Source organism: Enterobacter cloacae (assembly GCF_013375935.1).
Lineage (GTDB): Bacteria > Pseudomonadota > Gammaproteobacteria > Enterobacterales > Enterobacteriaceae > Enterobacter > Enterobacter pasteurii.
Map to the genome: position 1 here is coordinate 122,666 of NZ_CP056117.1, position 20,022 is coordinate 142,687.

At 54.0% G+C, this 20,022-nt stretch carries 17 protein-coding genes; 4 read left to right on the forward strand and 13 right to left on the reverse strand.

Annotated features, from left to right (window positions below; all coding sequences use genetic code 11):
• Positions 1-42: 42 nt before the first annotated feature.
• The 11 genes from lpxD to rpsB all read right to left on the reverse strand — a co-directional run bounded on the left by lpxD (position 43) and on the right by rpsB (position 11,903).
• Positions 43-1,068, reverse strand: coding sequence for a UDP-3-O-(3-hydroxymyristoyl)glucosamine N-acyltransferase (lpxD, locus tag HWQ14_RS00585; RefSeq protein ID WP_176608670.1), 1,026 nt, complete (start codon positions 1,066-1,068; stop codon positions 43-45).
• Between the two features lie 3 nt (positions 1,069-1,071).
• The gene (gene skp / locus HWQ14_RS00590; protein ID WP_006810039.1) at positions 1,072-1,566 is read right to left on the reverse strand and encodes a molecular chaperone Skp; all 495 of its coding nucleotides are present in this window, start codon (positions 1,564-1,566) and stop codon (positions 1,072-1,074) included.
• 123 nt (positions 1,567-1,689) lie between these two features.
• Positions 1,690-4,107, reverse strand: a complete 2,418-nt coding sequence (gene bamA, locus HWQ14_RS00595; protein WP_176608671.1) for an outer membrane protein assembly factor BamA — start codon at positions 4,105-4,107, stop codon at positions 1,690-1,692.
• Positions 4,108-4,138: 31 nt separating this feature from the next.
• Positions 4,139-5,491, reverse strand: coding sequence for a sigma E protease regulator RseP (gene rseP, locus HWQ14_RS00600; RefSeq protein WP_148420143.1), 1,353 nt, complete (start codon positions 5,489-5,491; stop codon positions 4,139-4,141).
• A gap of 11 nt (positions 5,492-5,502) precedes the next feature.
• A complete protein-coding gene (cdsA, locus tag HWQ14_RS00605; protein ID WP_176608672.1) occupies positions 5,503-6,360 on the reverse strand; it encodes a phosphatidate cytidylyltransferase in 858 nt (285 codons plus the stop codon).
• A gap of 12 nt (positions 6,361-6,372) precedes the next feature.
• Positions 6,373-7,131, reverse strand: coding sequence for a (2E,6E)-farnesyl-diphosphate-specific ditrans,polycis-undecaprenyl-diphosphate synthase (gene ispU / locus HWQ14_RS00610; RefSeq protein WP_047051280.1), 759 nt, complete (start codon positions 7,129-7,131; stop codon positions 6,373-6,375).
• A gap of 185 nt (positions 7,132-7,316) precedes the next feature.
• Positions 7,317-8,516, reverse strand: a complete 1,200-nt coding sequence (gene ispC / locus HWQ14_RS00615; RefSeq protein WP_176608673.1) for a 1-deoxy-D-xylulose-5-phosphate reductoisomerase — start codon at positions 8,514-8,516, stop codon at positions 7,317-7,319.
• Between the two features lie 91 nt (positions 8,517-8,607).
• Positions 8,608-9,165 carry a ribosome recycling factor gene (frr, locus tag HWQ14_RS00620; protein ID WP_003856180.1) on the reverse strand — a complete coding sequence of 186 codons (558 nt, stop codon included), beginning with the start codon at positions 9,163-9,165 and terminating at the stop codon, positions 8,608-8,610.
• 167 nt (positions 9,166-9,332) lie between these two features.
• Positions 9,333-10,058 carry a UMP kinase gene (gene pyrH, locus HWQ14_RS00625; RefSeq protein ID WP_008501910.1) on the reverse strand — a complete coding sequence of 242 codons (726 nt, stop codon included), beginning with the start codon at positions 10,056-10,058 and terminating at the stop codon, positions 9,333-9,335.
• A gap of 151 nt (positions 10,059-10,209) precedes the next feature.
• A complete protein-coding gene (tsf, locus tag HWQ14_RS00630) occupies positions 10,210-11,061 on the reverse strand; it encodes a translation elongation factor Ts (RefSeq protein ID WP_003856196.1) in 852 nt (283 codons plus the stop codon).
• 116 nt (positions 11,062-11,177) lie between these two features.
• Positions 11,178-11,903, reverse strand: a complete 726-nt coding sequence (gene rpsB / locus HWQ14_RS00635; RefSeq protein WP_003856207.1) for a 30S ribosomal protein S2 — start codon at positions 11,901-11,903, stop codon at positions 11,178-11,180.
• Positions 11,904-12,224: 321 nt separating this feature from the next.
• Here rpsB and map point away from each other — a divergent pair, with 321 nt between their 5' ends.
• The 4 genes from map (at position 12,225) to HWQ14_RS00655 (ending at position 17,112) form a co-directional block, all read left to right on the forward strand.
• Positions 12,225-13,019 (forward strand): type I methionyl aminopeptidase, encoded by a 795-nt coding sequence (gene map, locus HWQ14_RS00640; protein WP_148420140.1) that lies wholly within the window; start codon positions 12,225-12,227, stop codon positions 13,017-13,019.
• A 62-nt stretch (positions 13,020-13,081) separates the two neighbouring features.
• On the forward strand, positions 13,082-15,757 hold the full coding sequence (gene glnD / locus HWQ14_RS00645) for a bifunctional uridylyltransferase/uridylyl-removing protein GlnD (protein WP_148420139.1): 2,676 nt from the start codon (positions 13,082-13,084) through the stop codon (positions 15,755-15,757).
• A 32-nt stretch (positions 15,758-15,789) separates the two neighbouring features.
• A complete protein-coding gene (dapD, locus tag HWQ14_RS00650) occupies positions 15,790-16,614 on the forward strand; it encodes a 2,3,4,5-tetrahydropyridine-2,6-dicarboxylate N-succinyltransferase (RefSeq protein ID WP_008501915.1) in 825 nt (274 codons plus the stop codon).
• A 111-nt stretch (positions 16,615-16,725) separates the two neighbouring features.
• Positions 16,726-17,112, forward strand: coding sequence for a DUF3461 family protein (locus HWQ14_RS00655; protein ID WP_148420138.1), 387 nt, complete (start codon positions 16,726-16,728; stop codon positions 17,110-17,112).
• A 92-nt stretch (positions 17,113-17,204) separates the two neighbouring features.
• Here HWQ14_RS00655 and HWQ14_RS00660 read toward each other — a convergent pair whose 3' ends face one another.
• Together HWQ14_RS00660 and degP are read right to left on the reverse strand one after the other, a co-directional pair.
• Entirely contained in the window at positions 17,205-18,362 is a 1,158-nt protein-coding gene (locus HWQ14_RS00660; protein ID WP_003856217.1) for a CdaR family transcriptional regulator, read from the reverse strand.
• Between the two features lie 152 nt (positions 18,363-18,514).
• The gene (degP, locus tag HWQ14_RS00665; protein ID WP_176608674.1) at positions 18,515-19,951 is read right to left on the reverse strand and encodes a serine endoprotease DegP; all 1,437 of its coding nucleotides are present in this window, start codon (positions 19,949-19,951) and stop codon (positions 18,515-18,517) included.
• Positions 19,952-20,022 lie beyond the last annotated feature (71 nt).

The following is a 20,022-nucleotide window of genomic DNA, read 5'->3' on the forward strand; positions in this document are numbered from 1 at the left end:
AAGCCGACAGGCCGGGAAATTTAGCGTTAAACGGATGAACGCTTAGTCTTGTTGATCGATTTTGCGCTCAATCGCTTTGAGTCGCTTGCTCATATCATCAATATTCATCACCAGTGCAGCTGTTTTACGCCATACCTTGTTCGGTTGCAGCGGAATGCCCGAGGAATAAACGCCTGGTTCAGTGATTGGACGCATCACCATGCCCATTCCCGTCACCGTGACTTTGTCGCATATTTCCATATGGCCATTGATCACGCTGGCACCGCCAATCATGCAGTAACGGCCAATTTTCAAGCTGCCTGCCATGATAACACCACCCGCAACTGCGGTATTGTCGCCAATCACAACGTTATGTGCAATCTGGCACTGGTTGTCTATGATAACACCGTTACCAATAATGGTGTCGTCGAGCGCACCACGGTCAATGGTTGTGCAAGCCCCGATCTCAACACGATCGCCGATAATCACGCGACCCAGCTGAGGGATCTTAACCCAGTTACCCCGATCGTTGGCGTAACCAAATCCGTCAGAACCAATCACCGTGCTGGACTGTACGAGACAATTCTCGCCAATCTCAACCTCATGATAGACAGACACATTGGCCCACAGACGAGTCCCTGCGCCAATTTTTGTATTTTTTCCAACAAAGCAGCCAGGTCCAATCACCACGTTATCGCCCAGCATCACACCGGATTCGATAACGGCGTTTGCGCCGACCGCCACGTTGTTACCCAGCTGAGCCGTCGGATCAATCGCAGCACTGGCTGCAATGTTCTGCGCCGGCTGCGGCGTGGTATCAAGAATTTGCGCCATGCGTGCATACGTCAGGTAGGGATTTTTCACTACCAGTGCAGCGCTAGTGGCAAACGGAAGATCGTCCTGCGTCAGAACAACGGCAGACGCCTGGCACTGAGCCAGGTGTTCACGGTACTTAGGGCTTACCATGAAGGTAATAGTGCCTGCTTTAGCAGATTGCATGGACGCAACAGCGGTGATGACGACATCGCCATCACCGTGTAATTCTGCATCCAACTGCTGAGCTAAATCAGCCAGTCGAATTGAAGGCATTACTTATTTAACCTGTTTCAGAACATCAGCGGTGATGTCTTTAACATCGCTGCTGTTGAATGCAACGGCGTTCGCATCAACAACCAGATCGATGCTCTGATCGGCTGCTACTGCTTTAACGGCAGACTGAATGCGAGTCACCAGCTTGCCACGCTCTTCGTTAGAACGACGCTGACGATCCTGCTCGAAAGCCTGAGCTTTCTGAGAGAAGGTCTGGCGCTGAGACATGACGTCTTTTTCCAGTTTGCTGCGCTCGCTCGCTTTCATGGTAGAACCATCACGCTGTAAACGCTGCATTTTAGACTGAAGATCGCCTTCCATACGTTGCAGCTCGCTCGCACGGCCTTTGAATTCGTTTTCCAGCGTTGCAGAAACACCGGTTTTCTGTGCAACCTGCTGGAACAAATTACCCATGTTGACGATTGCAATTTTGTCCGCTGCCTGAGCGGAAGTTGCCATCGCTAAACCGAGACCTGCAGCTAATAACCACTTTTTCACAATTAACTCCTTACCATCCCATTGGCACCCGAGGGGTGCCGTTCTTTGCGTGGCAAGGCGACCGTGTTACCGATCGCCGGTTGTCAGCGCTACACTGCCAACGCATTCCTTTGCAGCGGATTATTACCAGGTTTTACCAATGTTAAACTGGAACTGCTCCGCTTTGTCTCCATCGTATTTCTTGAACGGCTGGGCGTAGGAGAAGACCAACGGCCCCAGCGGTGACATCCATTGTAATGCGATACCTGCGGACATGCGAATATTGCCCGGATCGCTGTAGTCTGGAACTCCCGCAGCACGCATCTGGGCGGTGTTCTCCCAGTTGGTGTCCCACACCGTACCAGCATCCATAAAGAAGGAGGTACGGACAGAGTTCGCGTACTTGTCGCTGATAAACGGCGTCGGCGTGATGAACTCGAGGCTCGCCACGGCCATGGCGTTACCGCCTACAGCGTCATCAGAGCTACAGACCTGTTTTGAATCACGGCTTGCGCAGTTATCTTCGTCATTACCGCCGTAATACACCGCTTTCGGACCGATGTTATTAGACTGGAAGCCGCGCACGGTGCTTGAACCACCGGCGTAGAAGTTCTCATAGAACGGCAGCTCTTTGCTTCCGATACCGTCACCGTAGCCCCAACGGGTACGTCCCAGAACGACCCACTTGTGATCGTCATCAATTGGGAAGTAGGACGCCGTATCCAGCGTAACCTTATAGAACTCGTTATCAGAGCCAGGAATGGTCACTTTACCGTTCAGGTTGACGCGTGAACCTTCCGTCGGGAAGAAGCCACGGTCAAGGCGGTTGTAGGTCCAACCGTAGTTGAAGGTGAAGTCATCCGCAGCGAAACCGTTGTTATCGCTGGACGTACTTGCCGACTGACCGATAGAGTCCAGATAACGCCACATCGCCACCTGCGGTTGCATGTTGGACAGGTCGTTATGCACGTAACCTAAACCAGCACGCAGGGTGTTGTATTCGTTAACCGGGAAGCCGAGCGTACCGTCCAGACCGTAACTCTTGTTGGTATACGTAGAGAGGTCCGCGTCGTCCGCTTTAAAGTCGTTGTAGAAGATACGACCGCCCAAGCTTACACCGTCAACGGTGAAGTATGGGTTAGTTACGGAGAACTCAGAGTAGGTCTGGTAGTCGTTTTTGGTCCCGTTGATACCGACAGAGTAACCTGTACCCAGCCAGTTATCCTGCTGAACACCGACCTGGAAGCTCACGCCGCTTTCAGTACCGTAACCGACACCGAAGTTGAAGCTACCGGCGTTACGCTCTTTGACTTTATAAACGACATCAACCTGATCCGGACGGCCCGGAACGCGCTGAGTATCGGTATCGACCGTTTCAAAGTAGCCCAGACGGTTCAGACGCTCTTTACCCTGGTCTACCAGATCGCTACCCAGCCATGCCCCTTCCATCTGGCGCATTTCGCGACGCAGAACGGAGTCTTTGGAGGTATCGTTGCCTTCGAAGCGGATCTTACGCACGTAGAAACGGTTGCCCGCATCAACGTTAACGTGAAGCTTAACGGTTTTATCCGTGTCGTTGATTTCCGGCTGCGTTTGTACGCGCGGGTAAGCATAACCATAACGGCCGAGCAGCTTCTTAATGCTGTCTTCCATTTTGGTGACTTTGGAGCCGCTATAGAGATCGCCTGGCTGAATTTTGGTCAGGGATTCAATTTCAGCCGAATGCCCTGCCAGGTTTCCACTTACCTCTACACCTGAAAGCGTGTACTTATCGCCTTCTGTGATGTTAACGGTAATGTAGATACCTTTTTTGTCCGGCGTCAGGCTCACCTGAGTTGAATCGATATTGAAGCGGGCGTAACCGCGATCCAGATAGTAGCTGCGCAGGGTTTCAAGGTCGCCCGCCAGCTTCTGTTTCTGGTATTTACGATCGCCCACCACGTTCCACCACGGCACTTCGTCCCGCAGCTGGAAGTTGGAGATCAGTTCGTCGGTGCTGAACGCGTGGTTCCCCACGATGTTGATCTGCTGGATCTTCGCAGAAACACCTTCCTGGAAGACCAGTTTCAGGTCAACACGGTTACGCGGCAGCGGAGTAACAACCGCCTTCACGCTCGCGCTGTATTTACCGACGCTGTAGTAGAAGTCTTCCAGACCTTTTTCAATGTCTGCAAGGGTAGTGCGGTCCAGAGATTCCCCCACACGAACACCCGATGCCTCAAGGTTTTGCTTGAGCATGTCATCTTTCACCGACTTGTTGCCGGAGAAAGTGATGCTGGCAATCGTTGGACGTTCTTTTACCTGAACCACCAGCGTATCACCATCGCGCAGGACGCGAACGTCCTCAAAGTTGCCGGTGGCAAACAGAGCACGGATGGTGTTACTGATATCTTCATCATTAACCGTATCGCCGGGGCGCACAGGCATACTGAGGAGGGCCGCACCAACGGCGACACGCTGAAGGCCTTCGAAATGAATGTCTTTCACTACGAACCCGTCAGCACCGTATACGGTGGCGCTGCTAAACAGCAGCGACGCTATGAGCAACTTTTTCATCGCCATCGTTATTATGCGTTCTTCCTAACTAACTCTCTTACAACCGAGAGAAATCATTGAAAAGTGCAAGCCCCATTAACAGCACCAGCAAAATCGAGCCAATGCGATAACTAAAGTCTTGAACTCGCTCGGATACCGGTCCGCCTTTTAGCTTTTCGATCGCTAAAAACAGCAGATGGCCCCCATCTAACACGGGAAGCGGGAACAGGTTGATTATCCCCAGGTTCACGCTAATCAGCGCAAGGAACATGAGATAGTAAATCACCCCGAACTCCGCTGACATCCCAGCCCCCTGAGCAATCGAAATTGGCCCACTGAGGTTGTTCAGTTTGACATCACCGGTAATCAGTTTCCCCAACATGTTGACCGTTAGCTTCATCAGCTGCCATGTTTTATCCGTGGCCTCAACGATGGCGCTAAACGGCCCATACTGGCGTATTGTCTTGTACTCGTCTGGCAGTGGGATCACTTTCGGCACGACGCCAGCAAACCCTTCCGCCTTACCGCTGCCCGATTTGGTATCCGGGGTGAGGGTCAGTGAGAGCGGACTCCCCTGCCTTTCCACTTCCAGCGCGAGCGGTCTGCCAGGATTATCGCGCACCAGAGTAACAAAGGTCATCCATTGTGTTAATGGCTGACCATTGACTTTAACGATCCTGTCACCCGCTTGTAAACCCGCTTTACTTGCCGCCGAATTGGCCTGTACTTCAGCTAATACCGGCTCGATCTGGGCACCATGCGGTCGAATACCCAGTGCAGCGACAGGGTCCTCTTTGTCAGGCTCGAAGCTCCAGTGGCGTAAATCCAACACTTTATCCTGCCGCTGCTCGGAACCAAATGGCGATACGCTGACGGTCGTCTGCTCATCACCAATTTTGGCAACCAGCTGTAACCTCACGGCATCCCAATCAGGGGTTTCGATACCATCAATCGCTTTAAGTTCCATCCCCGGTGTAATTTGCGCCGTCGCCGCAACAGAACCGGAGGTGATTTCACCCACAACCGGGCGTACGCCAGGCACGCCGATGATGAATACCAGCCAGTAGGCGAAGATAGCGAAGATGAAATTGGCTACCGGGCCGGCAGCGATGATGGCAGCACGTTGTCCAACGGTTTTGTTGTTAAACGCGCTGTGTCGAAGTTCCGGAGCGACAGGCTCGACGCGTTCGTCGAGCATTTTGACGTAGCCGCCCAGGGGAATCAGAGCAATGACAAACTCGGTGCCATGCTTATCGGTGCGCTTCCAGAGCGATTTGCCAAAGCCAATCGAGAATCGCTCCACCCGTACACCACAGCGCCGGGCAACCCAGAAATGGCCAAATTCATGCACGGTAATCAGTACACCCAGTGCAACAATGAACGCCGCCAGATTCCAGAGAATGCTCAGCATAAAACCTTCCGTTATATCGTCCCAAACACCAGTAAAAGCAGGCAAGCAAACACTGGAACAGCCGCTGTCAGGCTGTCAATGCGATCCAGTATTCCGCCATGTCCTGGAATCAGGTGACCACTGTCCTTAATCCCTGCTTCACGCTTAAACATACTCTCGGTTAAATCACCCAGTACCGATGCCAGCGCCGCGAAAATCGAACATACCAGCAGCGTTGAGGGTGCAACCTCCAGATTCGCCCAGACGCCATAGCCCCAGGAGATGATCGCCGCCGTAAACAGGCCACCGATGAACCCTTGCCAGGTTTTACCCGGGGAAACTTTCGGCGCCAGTTTATGTTTGCCGAACAGTTTACCAAACATATAGGCCCCGGAGTCAGCCCCCCAGACGAGAATCATCACATAAAGCAGCCATAACGCACCGCTGTAGTGGTTTTCGTCATAGTGCCAGGCGCGCAGTGCGACCATGCCCCAGAAAAACGGCACAATGGTGAGCAGACCAAAAATAAGGCGCAACACCTTAGAGTTACGCCAGATTGCCGCAGAGCCAGGATAGAAAAGCACTAAAACAAGCGCAGCAATCCACCAGCCCAGCGAAATCCATAAGGATCCGGCCACCAGCGGCTGATGAACATCATGATGATATTCAGGCAAGGTAAACAGCATCAGGGCCAGTAAAAAACCACAGAGTACCGCCAGCCATACCCGCTGCGTGCGCGAAGTAAAGCCGCTAAGCTGCCCCCATTCCCACGCGGCGAGCATACACACCACCAGCGTAACAATAGCGAATCCCACCGGCGGCAGCAAAAACAGCGCTGCGATGACGACGGGTATTAATACAAAAGCGGAAATCAGGCGATACTTCAGCAAAAGCTACCCCCATCAGGCGTTATCGCCACCAGGCTCGGTGCCGCCGAAACGACGCTCTCGATTGGCAAAGGCATGCAGCGCACCTTCAAAGTCTTGTTCATCAAAATCTGGCCAAAGAACATCAGTAAAGTAAAGTTCGGCGTAGGCAATTTGCCACAGCAAAAAGTTACTTATGCGATGTTCCCCCCCTGTTCTTATAACCAAATCCACGGGTGCCAGTTCATTCATGCAGATTTGCTGACTCAGCGCCTCTTCATCAATCTGGTCAGGTCTTAACAGCCCTTCCTGAACCTGCTCAGCCAAATGCCGAACACCCTGGATAATATCCCAGCGTCCGCCGTAATTCGCCGCGATATTGAGCGTCAGGCCGGTATTGTTTTCCGTCAGCGCTTCTGCTTTGCGAATCCGTTCCTGCAGACGTGAGTTAAATCGACTGGTATCGCCAATAATACGCAGGCGGACGTTGTGGCGGTGCAGGCTTTTTACTTCACTATCGAGCGCCCACACGAACAGTTCCATCAGCGCCGTCACTTCCTGCGCAGGTCGATTCCAGTTTTCACTGCTAAAAGCATAGAGCGTTAACGCATCAATGCCGTTATTGGCGGCAAAAGAAACGGCGCGGCGAACGGATTTCGCCCCAGCTTTATGCCCAAAGGCTCGTATCTTCCCTTGTCTTTTCGCCCAGCGGCCGTTGCCATCCATGATGATTGCAACATGACGACAGCCATGTGCTGGCAAGTTTTCGCTTATTGGTTGATTCGCAGACAACATAACGCGTTTTTAGTCCCTGAAAGGATTTAACGGTACACAGGAATACTGAAGCCTATACATAAAAAAGCCGTGTCAAACCACGGCTTACCTGACCACTTAAAGCCAAATACCTGCGATCAGGTGGCGCAGACTATATCACCGAAGCCCAACGCTAACAAATAGCACGACGACTAGTGATTGCTTTATCACCAGCTTGCGAGACGTGTCACTTGTTTACGCGCAACACTGCGTGCCTGTGCATCAACCGCCAGCACCTCTTCCACGCTCTGTGGCTCACGCAAATCCATCATCTCCAGCACGGATAAATTCAACGCGGCGATGTCGGTAAAGCGGATCTGCTGATTCAGGAATGCTTCAACGGTCACTTCATTGGCAGCATTGAGTGCGGTTGTCGCCGCTTGCCCCCGATCGAAAGCCGTCATCGCCAGTTTCAGGCACGGATAACGGTCGTAATCAGGCTCGCTAAACGTCAGTGAAGTCAGCTTGCTAAAATCGAGGGGCTTTACCCCCGACTTCACGCGGTTCGGCCACGCCATTGTATGAGCAATCGGCGTGCGCATATCCGGTTCGCCCAGCTGAGCCAGCACGCTGCCGTCCTGATAGCGCACCATTGAATGAATCACCGACTGCGGGTGTATCAGCACTTCCATCTGTTTCGCTGACGCATTGAACAGCCAGCGAGCTTCAATGTATTCCAGACCTTTGTTCATCATGGTGGCCGAATCGACGGAGATCTTACGCCCCATTGACCAGTTTGGATGACGACACGCCTGATCGGGCGTCATTGCGCTCAGTTCAGACAGTGGCGTTTCACGGAACGGGCCACCAGACCCGGTAAGCAAAATCGATACAACGCCATTCTGCTCCAGGTCAGCGTACCCCAGGTTTTGCTGAAAAGGTTGAGGTAAACTCTGAAAAATCGCGTTGTGCTCGCTATCGACCGGCAAAAGACGCGCCCCACGCTGTTTTACCGCCTCCATAAACAGGCGGCCGCAGGTCACCAGCGACTCTTTGTTCGCCAGCAGAACATCTTTCCCCGCATCTATAGCGGCAAGCGTCGGCAGAAGACCCGCCGCCCCGACGATTGCCGCCATCACCTGATCAACCTCATCCAGCGCCGCCATATCGCAAGCCGCCTGCTGCCCGCTAAGCACCTCGGTGCGGCTGCCCTGCTCCTGCAACAGCGCTTTCACCCGCCGGGCGCTCTCTTCATCATCCATCACCGCAAAACGGGGAGTAAACTCCAGGCACTGCTCGACCATTCGCTGCACGTTTTTCCCGGCCACGAGCGCGGTCACGGTATAGCTGTCAGGATTATGGCGAACAACGTCGAGAGTGCTGCAACCGATAGAGCCGGTCGAGCCGAGAAGAGTTAGATGCTTCATGAGATGCCCAAAGTTTGACCAGATAAAAGCAAAACGCCGCCAGCAAGACTTAATGTCCTTCTGAACGGCGTTTATCAGTGTACAGCGAAAATCAGAACTGCATCAGTTCCGCTTCTTTTTCTGCCAGCGCCGCATCAATTTTCTTGATAGCAGCATCAGTCATTTTCTGAATATCGTCCTGTGAACGACGATCGTCGTCTTCGCTGATCTCTTTTTCTTTCAGCAGCGCTTTCACTTTATCGTTCGCATCACGGCGCACGTTACGTACGGAAACGCGACCCTGCTCAGCTTCACCGCGCACGACTTTAATCAGGTCTTTACGACGCTCTTCCGTCAGCGGAGGCAGTGGAACGCGAATGTCCGCGCCCGCTGAGCTTGGGTTCAGACCCAGGTCAGATGCCATGATCGCTTTCTCAACGGCCGGGCTCATAGAGCGATCGAATACGTTGATTTTCAGGGTACGGGTGTCTTCTACCGTCACGCTCGCCAGCTGACGCAGCGGCGTTGGCGTACCGTAATATTCAACGATGATGCCATCCAGCAGGCTTGGGGAAGCGCGGCCAGTACGGATTTTGCTGATTTGGTTTTTGAACGCTTCAACGCATTTGTCCATGCGTACTTCAGCATCTTTTCTGATGTCGTTAATCACGTTACGAATCCTTGAAAACTTGTCTCAGGCAGACTATCCGCCAGCACAGCACTACAGGTGTGCTAAGTATAGTCGCGTTTAATTCATGACAACGCCAAAGGCGTGTCCGGGTAAGATACCACTACAAAATAAAGCGGAATCTTACCTGTATTTATCGCCGACGGAAATTATTCCGTGATCAAAGTGCCTTCTTTTTCGCCCATTACAACGCGACGCAGCGCGCCAGGCTTGTTCATGTTGAAGACACGAATCGGCAGTTTGTGGTCACGAGCCAGCGTAAAGGCGGCAAGATCCATCACTTTCAGCTCTTTATCCAGCACTTCGCTATAGCTCAGCTGATCGTACATGGTCGCAGACGGATCTTTTGCCGGATCGGCAGTAAACACGCCATCCACTTTGGTCGCCTTCAGCACCACATCGGCTTCAATTTCGATACCGCGCAGGCAGGCGGCGGAATCGGTGGTAAAGAACGGGTTACCCGTACCGGCGGAGAGGATCACCACGCGGTTGTTGCGCAGCAGGCTAATGGCTTCTGCCCAGCTGTAGTTATCGCATACGCCATTCAGGGGAATAGCGGACATCAGGCGGGCGTTCACATAGGCGCGATGAAGCGCATCACGCATCGCCAGGCCATTCATCACGGTTGCCAGCATCCCCATGTGGTCGCCCACAACGCGGTTCATCCCCGCTTTCGCCAGACCAGCACCACGGAAAAGGTTGCCACCGCCAATGACCACGCCAACCTGAATACCCAGTTCGACAAGTTCTTTGATTTCCTGTGCCATGCGATCAAGGATGCTTGCGTCAATACCGAAGCCTTCCGATCCCTGCAGCGCTTCGCCACTCAGCTTAAGCAGAATGCGTTTGTACACGGGTTTTGCATTGGTAGCCATGTTTCTTTCCTGAGACTGTCAACGATTAAGATGGGGGTTAATTCTGGCGACATGATATGTCGCATATCAGCACAGGGATACAGCAACCTGTCTGATTTTCGTGTGACGGGTGACAAAAAGAAGCCGCCCTCAGGCGGCTCCTTTTAAATCATTAAGACTGCTTGGACATTGCTGCAACTTCTGCTGCGAAGTCAGTCTCAACTTTCTCGATGCCTTCGCCCACTTCGAAGCGGATGAAGCCAGTCACGTCAGCGTTGTGCTCTTTCAGCAGCTGAGCAACAGACTTGCTTGGATCCATAACGAAAGGCTGGCCAGTCAGAGAAACTTCGCCGGTGAATTTCTTCATGCGGCCTTCAACCATTTTCTCTGCGATTTCTTTTGGCTTACCAGACTGCATCGCGATGTCCAGCTGAACCTGGTACTCTTTCTCAACGACTTCTGCAGATACGTCTTCTGGCTTAACGAATTCTGGTTTGCTTGCAGCGATGTGCATTGCCAGCTGCTTAACCAGCTCTTCGTCAGCGCCTTTAGCCGCAACCAGAACACCGATACGCGCGCCGTGCTGGTAAGAGCCCAGAACGTCACCTTCGAGAGAAGCAACGCGACGGATGTTGATGTTCTCACCGATTTTAGCAACCAGCGCAACACGCTCTTCTTCGAACTGTGCTTTCAGCACTTCAACGTCAGTGATTTTGCCTGCAACCGCTGCGTCCAGAACTTTGTTAGCAAATGCCTGGAAACCAGCATCTTTAGCAACGAAGTCAGTCTGGCAGTTAACTTCCAGAATGATGCCGTAGTTGCCGTCGATTTTGGTGATGATCACGCCGTCAGCAGCAACGTTGCCTGCTTTCTTAGCTGCTTTGATCGCACCGGATTTACGCATGTTTTCGATTGCCAGCTCGATGTCGCCGTTCGCTTCGGTCAGCGCTTTTTTGCAATCCATCATGCCTGCGCCAGTACGCTCACGCAGCTCTTTTACCAGGGATGCGGTAATTTCAGCCATTCTTAAATCCTCGGGAGATGTGAACTGCCCGGCCGGGGCCAAACAGTATAAATTGAAAAAAGGGGCCGATAATGGGCCCCTATTCATACACGGTACTAATAAGGGGTAAAACCTTATTATTCAGCTTCTACGAAGCTTTCTTCCGCCTGAGAAGCCAGATCCTGGGAACGGCCTTCACGAACGGTAGCAGCTACAGCGCTCAGGTACAGGCTAACAGCACGGATTGCGTCGTCGTTACCCGGGATAACGAAGTCAACACCGTCCGGATCGGAGTTGGTATCAACGATAGCGAATACCGGGATACCCAGGTTGTTAGCTTCTTTGATTGCGATGTGCTCGTGGTCTGCATCGATTACGAACAGCGCGTCTGGCAGGCCGCCCATATCTTTGATACCGCCCAGGCTGTTTTCCAGCTTGTCCAGTTCACGAGTGCGCATCAGCGCTTCTTTCTTAGTCAGCTTATCGAAAGTACCGTCCTGAGACTGGGTTTCCAGATCTTTCAGGCGCTTGATGGACTGACGAACAGTTTTCCAGTTGGTCAGCATGCCGCCCAACCAGCGATGGTTCACGAAGAACTGGTCGCAGCTGTTAGCAGCATCTTTCACAGCTTCGCTTGCAGCGCGCTTAGTACCAACGAACAGAATCTTACCTTTACGGGAAGAGATCTTGTTCAGCTCAGCCAGGGCTTCGTTGAACATTGGTACAGTTTTCTCAAGATTGATGATGTGAACTTTGTTACGCGCGCCGAAGATGAAAGGCTTCATTTTCGGGTTCCAGTAACGGGTCTGGTGACCAAAGTGAACACCAGCCTTGAGCATGTCGCGCATGGAAACAGTTGCCATGTTTAAAACCTCTATATTGAAAGTTGGGGTTATGCCTCCACGTATCCCATATTACCGACCCCGAAGGGCACCCCGGAATATGTGCCGATACGTGTGTGTTGTTACACAAAGTGAGATATGTCGCTCCCGTCCAGCCTGTGTATCTGAGATGGATCGGAAGTCCGGCGCGCTTTATACCACAAAACACGGTCGGAAACCAATAATTGTTGGCTGAGTGTGCTGTTAATGATTCTCAATTTGGCACGGGGTGCGCCTGACTGATACCATTGACAATACTTACACTAGTATTGTCGAAAAAATCGACACCTATGGACAGATTACATGGCTATCTCTATTAAGACACCTGAAGAAATTGAAAAGATGCGCGTCGCCGGTCGTCTGGCCGCGGAAGTGCTGGAAATGATCGAACCGTATGTGAAACCGGGCGTCAGCACTGGCGAACTGGATCGCATCTGTAACGACTATATCGTCAACGAGCAGCACGCGGTCTCCGCCTGCCTCGGCTATCACGGCTTCCCGAAATCCGTCTGCATTTCAATCAATGAAGTGGTTTGCCACGGCATCCCGGATAACGAGAAACTGCTGAAAGATGGCGATATCGTTAATATCGACGTGACCGTCATCAAAGACGACTACCACGGCGACACCTCCAAAATGTTCATCGTGGGCAAGCCAACTATTCTGGGCGAGCGCCTGTGCAAAGTCACTCAGGACAGCCTCTACCTGGCGCTGAAGATGGTTAAGCCGGGCATCCGCCTGCGTACCATTGGTGCGGCTATTCAGAAATTTGTGGAAGCGGAAGGTTTCTCCGTGGTGCGCGAGTACTGCGGTCACGGTATTGGCCGCGTTTTCCATGAAGAGCCACAGGTGCTGCACTATGACGCAGACGATGGCGGCGTGGTGCTGCAAAAAGGGATGACCTTCACTATCGAGCCGATGGTCAACGCGGGCGATTACCGCATCCGCACCATGAAGGATGGCTGGACGGTGAAAACCAAAGACAGAAGCTTGTCTGCCCAGTACGAGCATACTATTGTGGTAACAGACAACGGCTGCGAAATTATGACGTTGCGCAAGGATGACACCATCCCGGCGATACTGACGAACATTGAGTGATAAGAAGCCGGCGAATGCCGGCTTTTTTAATGGCGATAGCTTTTTCTTATGGGTGGCGCACGATGAGTAATCTATTACCCGAACAGTATGCTAACACAGCACTTCCCACCCTCCCCGACCAGCCTGACAATCCGGGCGTCTGGCCGCCGCATGAGCTGACCTGCGCGCATATCAAAGCCCACATGGCGGTTTTCCATCGCTGGCTGGGTAACGCGTTTGACGCAGGCGTATCGGCCGAGCAGCTTATTGAAGCCCGCACTGAATTTATCGACCAGCTCCTGCAACGTCTGTGGATCGACTACGGTTTCGGGCAGGTTAGCGACGTCGCGCTGGTTGCCGTCGGGGGCTATGGCCGGGGTGAACTGCACCCCCTCTCCGATATCGACCTGCTGATCCTGAGCCGTAAAAAGCTGCCGGACGACAGGGCGCAGAAAATTGGCGAGCTGTTGACCCTGCTCTGGGACGTGAAGCTGGAAGTGGGCCACAGCGTGCGCACGCTGGAAGAGTGTCTGCTGGAAGGGTTATCCGATCTCACCGTCGCCACTAACCTGATTGAAACCCGTCTGCTGATTGGAGACGTGGCGCTGTTCCTCGAGCTGCAAAAGCACATTTTCAGCGACGGCTTCTGGCCCTCCGAAAAATTCTTCGCCGCAAAGGTCGAAGAACAAAACCAGCGCCACCATCGCTATCACGGCACCAGCTACAACCTCGAACCGGATATTAAAAGCAGCCCCGGCGGCCTGCGCGATATCCATACGCTGCAGTGGGTCGCGCGTCGCCATTTTGGCGCGACATCGCTGGACGAAATGGTCGGCTTTGGTTTTCTGACCGAGGCCGAACGTAACGAACTCAATGAGTGCCTGCATCTGCTCTGGCGCATCCGTTTCGCTCTGCATCTGGAAGTAACCCGCTACGATAACCGCCTGCTGTTTGACCGCCAGCTAAGCGTTGCGCAGCGCCTGAATTACCGGGGCGAAGGCAACGAGCCGGTCGAGCAGATGATGAAGGATTTCTTCCGCGTCACCCGCCGCGTTACTGAGCTGAACCAGATGCTGTTACAGCTGTTTGATGAAGCGATCCTCGCGCTGACGGCGGACGAAAAGCCGCGCCCGATTGATGACGAGTTTCAGCTGCGCGGCACGCTGATCGATCTGCGCGACGAAACGCTGTTCATCCGCGAACCGGAAGCGATCCTGCGGATGTTTTACACCATGGTCCGCAACAGCACGATTACCGGGATCTACTCCACCACCCTGCGCCACCTGCGCCATGCCCGACGTCATCTTAAGCAACCGCTGTGCTACATCCCCGAGGCGCGTTCGCTATTTCTGAGCATGCTCCGTCATCCGGGCGCGGTCAGCCGCGGGCTGCTGCCGATGCACCGCCACAGCGTGCTGTGGGCCTATATGCCGCAGTGGTCGCATATTGTAGGGCAGATGCAGTTCGATCTGTTCCACGCCTATACGGTGGATGAACACACGATCCGCGTCATGCTCAAGCTGGAAAGTTTCGCCAAAGAAGAGACCCGTTCCCGCCATCCGCTGTGCGTTGAGCTGTGGCCGCGCCTGGCGCACCCGGAGCTGATCCTGATTGCCGCGCTGTTCCACGACATCGCCAAAGGTCGCGGCGGTGACCACTCGGTGCTGGGTGCCCAGGACGTGCTGAAGTTTGCCGAGCTGCATGGGCTGAACTCGCGCGAAACGCAGCTGGTGGCCTGGCTGGTTCGCCATCACCTGCTGATGTCGGTAACCGCACAGCGTCGTGATATTCAGGATCCGGAAGTGATCAAGCAGTTTGCAGAAGAGGTCCAGACGGAGAACCGCCTGCGCTATCTGGTCTGCCTGACGGTGGCCGATATTTGCGCCACCAACGAAACCCTGTGGAACAGCTGGAAGCAGAGCCTGCTGCGCGAGCTGTACTTCGCCACTGAAAAACAGCTGCGTCGCGGGATGCAGAATACGCCGGACATGCGCGAGCGCGTCCGCCACCACCAGCTGCAGGCGCTGGCGCTGCTGCGAATGGATAACATTAACGAAGAGGCGCTGCATCAGATTTGGGCGCGCTGTCGCGCCAACTACTTTGTGCGCCACAGCCCAAACCAGCTTGCCTGGCACGCGCGGCATCTGCTGAAGCATGACCTGTCGAAGCCGATGATCCTGCTCAGCCCGCAGGCCACGCGCGGCGGAACGGAAATCTTTATCTGGAGCCCGGACCGGCCTTATCTGTTCGCCGCGGTCTGTGCCGAGCTGGACAGGCGTAACCTGAGCGTTCACGACGCGCAGATTTTTACCACCCGCGACGGCATGGCGATGGACACCTTTATTGTGCTGGAGCCGGACGGCAGCCCGCTGTCGGCGGACAGGCATGAAGGGATACGCTTCGGCCTTGAGCAGGCCATCACCCAGCGCAGCTGGCAGCCACCGCAGCCGCGTCGCCAGCCGGCAAAATTGCGCCACTTTACCGTCGATACCGAGGTCAATTTCCTGCCGACCCATACGGATCGTAAATCGTTCCTCGAGCTGATCGCACTCGACCAGCCGGGGCTGCTCGCCCGCGTCGGCCAGGTTTTTGCCGATCTGGGAATTTCGCTTCACGGCGCCCGAATTACAACCATTGGCGAGCGAGTAGAAGATTTATTTATAATCGCCACCGCCGACCGGCGTGCCCTTAATAATGACCTGCAGCTTGAAGTGCAACAACGGTTGACAGCAGCCCTCAATCCAAACGATAAAGGGTGACGTTTTTTTTAGTGAAATGGAAAGAGTAAACAATGCAGCAGTTACAGAACGTTATTGAGTCCGCTTTTGAGCGTCGCGCCGAGATCACTCCGGCAAATGTGGATACCGTGACCCGTGAAGCGGTTAACCAGGTTATTTCCCTGCTGGATTCCGGCGCGCTGCGCGTGGCAGAAAAAATCGACGGTCAGTGGGTTACTCATCAATGGCTGAAGAAAGCTGTACTGCTCTCTTTCCGTATCAACGATAACCAGGTTATCGACGGAGCAGAAAGCCGCTACTTCGATAAAGTGCCAATGAAATTTGCGGATTACGACGAAGCGCGCTTCCAGAAAGAGGGCTTCCGCGTGGTGCCGCCTGCGGCGGTTCGCCAGGGCGCATTCATCGCACGCAACACCGTGCTGATGCCATCCTACGTGAATATCGGTGCCTACGTTGACGAAGGCACCATGGTCGATACCTGGGCAACCGTGGGTTCATGCGCGCAGATTGGTAAAAACGTACACCTGTCCGGCGGCGTAGGCATCGGTGGCGTGCTGGAGCCGCTGCAGGCTAACCCAACCATCATTGAAGACAACTGCTTCATCGGCGCGCGTTCCGAAGTGGTTGAAGGCGTGATCGTAGAAGAAGGTTCCGTGATCTCCATGGGCGTCTACATCGGCCAGAGCACCCGCATTTACGACCGCGAAACCGGTGAAGTTCACTACGGCCGCGTACCGGCCGGTTCCGTTGTGGTTTCCGGCAACCTGCCGTCTAAAGATGGCAAATACAGCCTCTACTGCGCGGTTATCGTGAAGAAGGTGGACGCCAAAACCCGCGGTAAAGTGGGCATCAACGAACTGCTGCGCACCATCGATTAATCAGGTATAACAAAAAGCGGGGGCAACCCCGCTTTTTTTATATCCCGAGGTGGCGAAAATAGATTTTTTCGTTAATTATTCATAGGTTATGTTGAGATCAAGGGTACCGCTATGTACGATAATCTGAAAAGTCTGGGCATTACCAATCCTGATGAAATTGATCGTTATAGTCTCCGCCAGGAAGCCAATAACGATATTTTGAAAATCTATTTTCACAAAGACAAAGGAGAGTTTTTCGCCAAAAGCGTGAAGTTTAAATACCCACGCCAGCGTAAGACCGTTGTCGCTGACGGTATCGGTCAGGGATATAAAGAAGTACAGGAAATCAGCCCTAACCTGCGCTATGTGATCGACGAGCTCGATCAGATTTGCCAGCGCGATCGCAGCGAAGTCGACCTCAAGCGTAAGATCCTTGACGATCTGCGTCACCTGGAAAGCGTTGTTACCCATAAGATCAGCGAGATTGAAGCGGATCTTGAGAAATTGACGCGGAAATAAAAGCAAAACGGCAATCCTTGATTGCCGTTTTTAGTGTTTGCTCCCTCTCCCTGTGGGAGAGGGATGGGGTGAAGGCACCATACCGCACTCAGCTATCGCTGTTCGTCCAGCTGCAGCGCCACATACAGCAGCAGCCGGTCGTCGAAATTCCCCAGATCCAGCCCCGTCAGTTCCGAAATCCGGTTAAGCCGATACTCCAGCGTATTACGGTGAATGAACAGCGCTTTTGACGTTGCCAGCGGCTGCACGTTATGCCGGAACCACGCCTGCAGCGTGCGGCGCAGCAATCCGTTATTATCCATCGCCTTCAGACGCACCAGCGGACGCGCCAGCTCGTTGGCCTGCCAGCCGCCCCGCAGGCTGTCGAGCAGGACCGGCAGCATCAAGTCCTGATAGAAATAGCTGCGGCTTTCCGGCATGCGCTGCTTGCCCACCATCATGGTGGTGCGCGCCGTTCGCCATGAACGGGCGATGCTTCCCGGTCCGGTAAAGTAATTCCCGAGCGCGACGCGAAAACGGAGCTGACCGTTCTCCTTCATGCGCTCGATGAGCAGCTCAACGCGACGACGATGATCTTCCGCGTCCCAGCGGCCAAACTGATTAAGCGCGGGCTTAAGCACCACCATTTCCGTCAGGGAAACTATCGCCACCAGGTTATTACGCTCCGGCGTCGCCAGCATGTTTTGCAGCTGCTGTAGCTCCACCATGGCGCTGTCCACGCCAAGCTGTCCGCTATCCACCTCAATGACGGCGACCACGCGCGGCTGATTCAGGTCGATACCCAGACGCTGCGCCCACTCGCTCAGGGCTGGCGTGTGCTCCTCCGCCTGTATCAAATTCATCACCAGCTCTTCGCGCAGGCGGCTGTCCTGCGCCAGCAGGTGCATCAGGCGCGACTGCTCCAGCATCATCTCTGCCGTCATGCAGACCAGCTCACCGTATTTGCGTAAAGATTCAGGATCGCCGGTCAGACCGATAACGCCAACAATTTCGCCTTCGAGACGCAGCGGCAGGTTGATCCCCTGGCGCACCCCGTGCAGGTGTTTCGCCACGGCGTCATCAATGTCCACCACGCGCCCCTGAGAGAGCACCAGCAGCGCCCCTTCGTGCAATTCCCCAATACGCTCACGATCGCCACTGCCGATGATGCGTCCACGGGCATCCATTACGTTGATATTGGTATCAATGATGCGCATGGTTCGCGCCACGATATCCTGCGCCATTTTGGTATCAAGATGCCAGCCAGCCATATAACCCTCCCGTGAGCAGAGCTCAAGCATAGGGGAGTTCAGTTACGGCTGCATTGTGCAGATGCCCAAAGGCAGAGAGAGATGTATGGAGTTGTGCTAAGGGTCACAGAAAAAAGAAAGCCCCTGCCTGTTGTAGGCAGGGGCCTGAGGGATTACTGCATCAGGAGATAAATAGAGGTATCACCACGCTGAATATTCAGGGCCAGCACGGAAGGCTTGCTGTCGAGAATTTTGCGCAGTTCAGCAATGTTTTTCACCGGCTGCTGGTTAGCGCCCATGATGACATCACCTTTTTTGAGGCCGATACGGGCCGCCGGCGAATTCGCTTTTACGTTATTCACCACCACGCCTTTATCCGCCCCTTTGTTGCTCATCTCAGCCCCTTCAATACCGCTGAAGATGGTGCTGGAATCTACCTGATTCTGGCTGCTCTGCTGGAGTTCCAGGCTCACGTTAACCGGCTTACCTTCACGCAGCAGGCCGAGGGTGACTTTACTGCCGATTGGCATTGAACCCACTTCTGCGCGCAGGGCGGCAAAGCTGCTGATCGGCTTCCCGTTGAGAGAGGTAATGACGTCACCCGCTTTAATACCAGCTTTTGCCGCAGAGGAGTTCGGCATGACCTGGCTCACGAACGCGCCGCGCTGAGCGTCAACCTTCATCGCTTTTGCCAGCTCTGAGTTCAGCTCGGTACCCATGATACCCAGCTCACCGCGTTTCACCTGACCGTACTGCACCATCTGCGCGGTCAGGTTTTTCACCATGTTGCTCGGGATAGCAAAGCCGATACCGATATTGCCCCCGTCCGGTGCCAGAATAGCGGTGTTAATACCGATAAGCTCACCGTTCAGGTTCACCAGCGCACCGCCGGAGTTACCGCGGTTAATGGCCGCATCCGTCTGGATGAAGTTTTCATAGTTTTCCGCGTTCAGGCCACTACGCCCCAGCGCAGAGACGATACCCGAGGTGACGGTTTCGCCCAGACCGAACGGGTTACCGATGGCGACGGTGTAATCGCCAACGCGCAGCGCGTCCGAGTCGGCAAGCTTAATCGCCGTCAGGTTCTTCGGATCCTGAATCTGAATCAGCGCGATGTCGGAGCGCGGATCTTTACCCACCACTTTGGCGTCAAATTTACGGCCGTCGCTCATCTGCACTTTAATAACGTTCGCATTATCTACCACGTGGTTATTGGTCACCACGTAGCCTTTCGCGGCGTCAATAATCACGCCCGAGCCAAGCGCCATGAATTTCTGCTGCTGGCCGCCGCCCTGACCGTTATCCCCTGGACCGCCGCCCTGACAGAACGGTGAACTCTGGAATGGCGAACCGCCCTGGCAGAATGGCGAATTATCGCCGAAGAACTGCTGGAAGTTACGCGGCATGCGCGGCGTATTGACGGTTGTGCTGCCCTCAACGTTGATACTCACCACCGATGGCATCACTTTTTCGAGCATCGGGGCCAGGCTTGGCATCTGCTGCGCAGGGACTGCCGACGAAGCCGTCTCGGCTGCCGTAGCAGACAGAGGAGACAGCGCTAAACCTAAACTCAGAGCCAGTGCACTCATTGCTAATGTGGTTTTTTTCATGTTTCTCAATCTCGATTTACCAGATAACGCAAAATTGCTGTGTAACTCAGATTCGTTTTATACCGCTTAGT

Bases quoted from the DNA above. Each gene is read 5' to 3' on its own strand.
- lpxD (WP_176608670.1), bottom strand. From the start codon at position 1,068: ATGCCTTCAATTCGACTGGCTGATTTAGCTCAGCAGTTGGATGCAGAA.
- bamA (WP_176608671.1), bottom strand. From the start codon at position 4,107: ATGGCGATGAAAAAGTTGCTCATAGCGTCGCTGCTGTTTAGCAGCGCC.
- rseP (WP_148420143.1), bottom strand. From the start codon at position 5,491: ATGCTGAGCATTCTCTGGAATCTGGCGGCGTTCATTGTTGCACTGGGT.
- ispU (WP_047051280.1), bottom strand. From the start codon at position 7,131: ATGTTGTCTGCGAATCAACCAATAAGCGAAAACTTGCCAGCACATGGC.
- ispC (WP_176608673.1), bottom strand. From the start codon at position 8,516: ATGAAGCATCTAACTCTTCTCGGCTCGACCGGCTCTATCGGTTGCAGC.
- pyrH (WP_008501910.1), bottom strand. From the start codon at position 10,058: ATGGCTACCAATGCAAAACCCGTGTACAAACGCATTCTGCTTAAGCTG.
- tsf (WP_003856196.1), bottom strand. From the start codon at position 11,061: ATGGCTGAAATTACCGCATCCCTGGTAAAAGAGCTGCGTGAGCGTACT.
- rpsB (WP_003856207.1), bottom strand. From the start codon at position 11,903: ATGGCAACTGTTTCCATGCGCGACATGCTCAAGGCTGGTGTTCACTTT.
- map (WP_148420140.1), top strand. From the start codon at position 12,225: ATGGCTATCTCTATTAAGACACCTGAAGAAATTGAAAAGATGCGCGTC.
- glnD (WP_148420139.1), top strand. From the start codon at position 13,082: ATGAGTAATCTATTACCCGAACAGTATGCTAACACAGCACTTCCCACC.
- dapD (WP_008501915.1), top strand. From the start codon at position 15,790: ATGCAGCAGTTACAGAACGTTATTGAGTCCGCTTTTGAGCGTCGCGCC.
- HWQ14_RS00655 (WP_148420138.1), top strand. From the start codon at position 16,726: ATGTACGATAATCTGAAAAGTCTGGGCATTACCAATCCTGATGAAATT.
- HWQ14_RS00660 (WP_003856217.1), bottom strand. From the start codon at position 18,362: ATGGCTGGCTGGCATCTTGATACCAAAATGGCGCAGGATATCGTGGCG.
- degP (WP_176608674.1), bottom strand. From the start codon at position 19,951: ATGAAAAAAACCACATTAGCAATGAGTGCACTGGCTCTGAGTTTAGGT.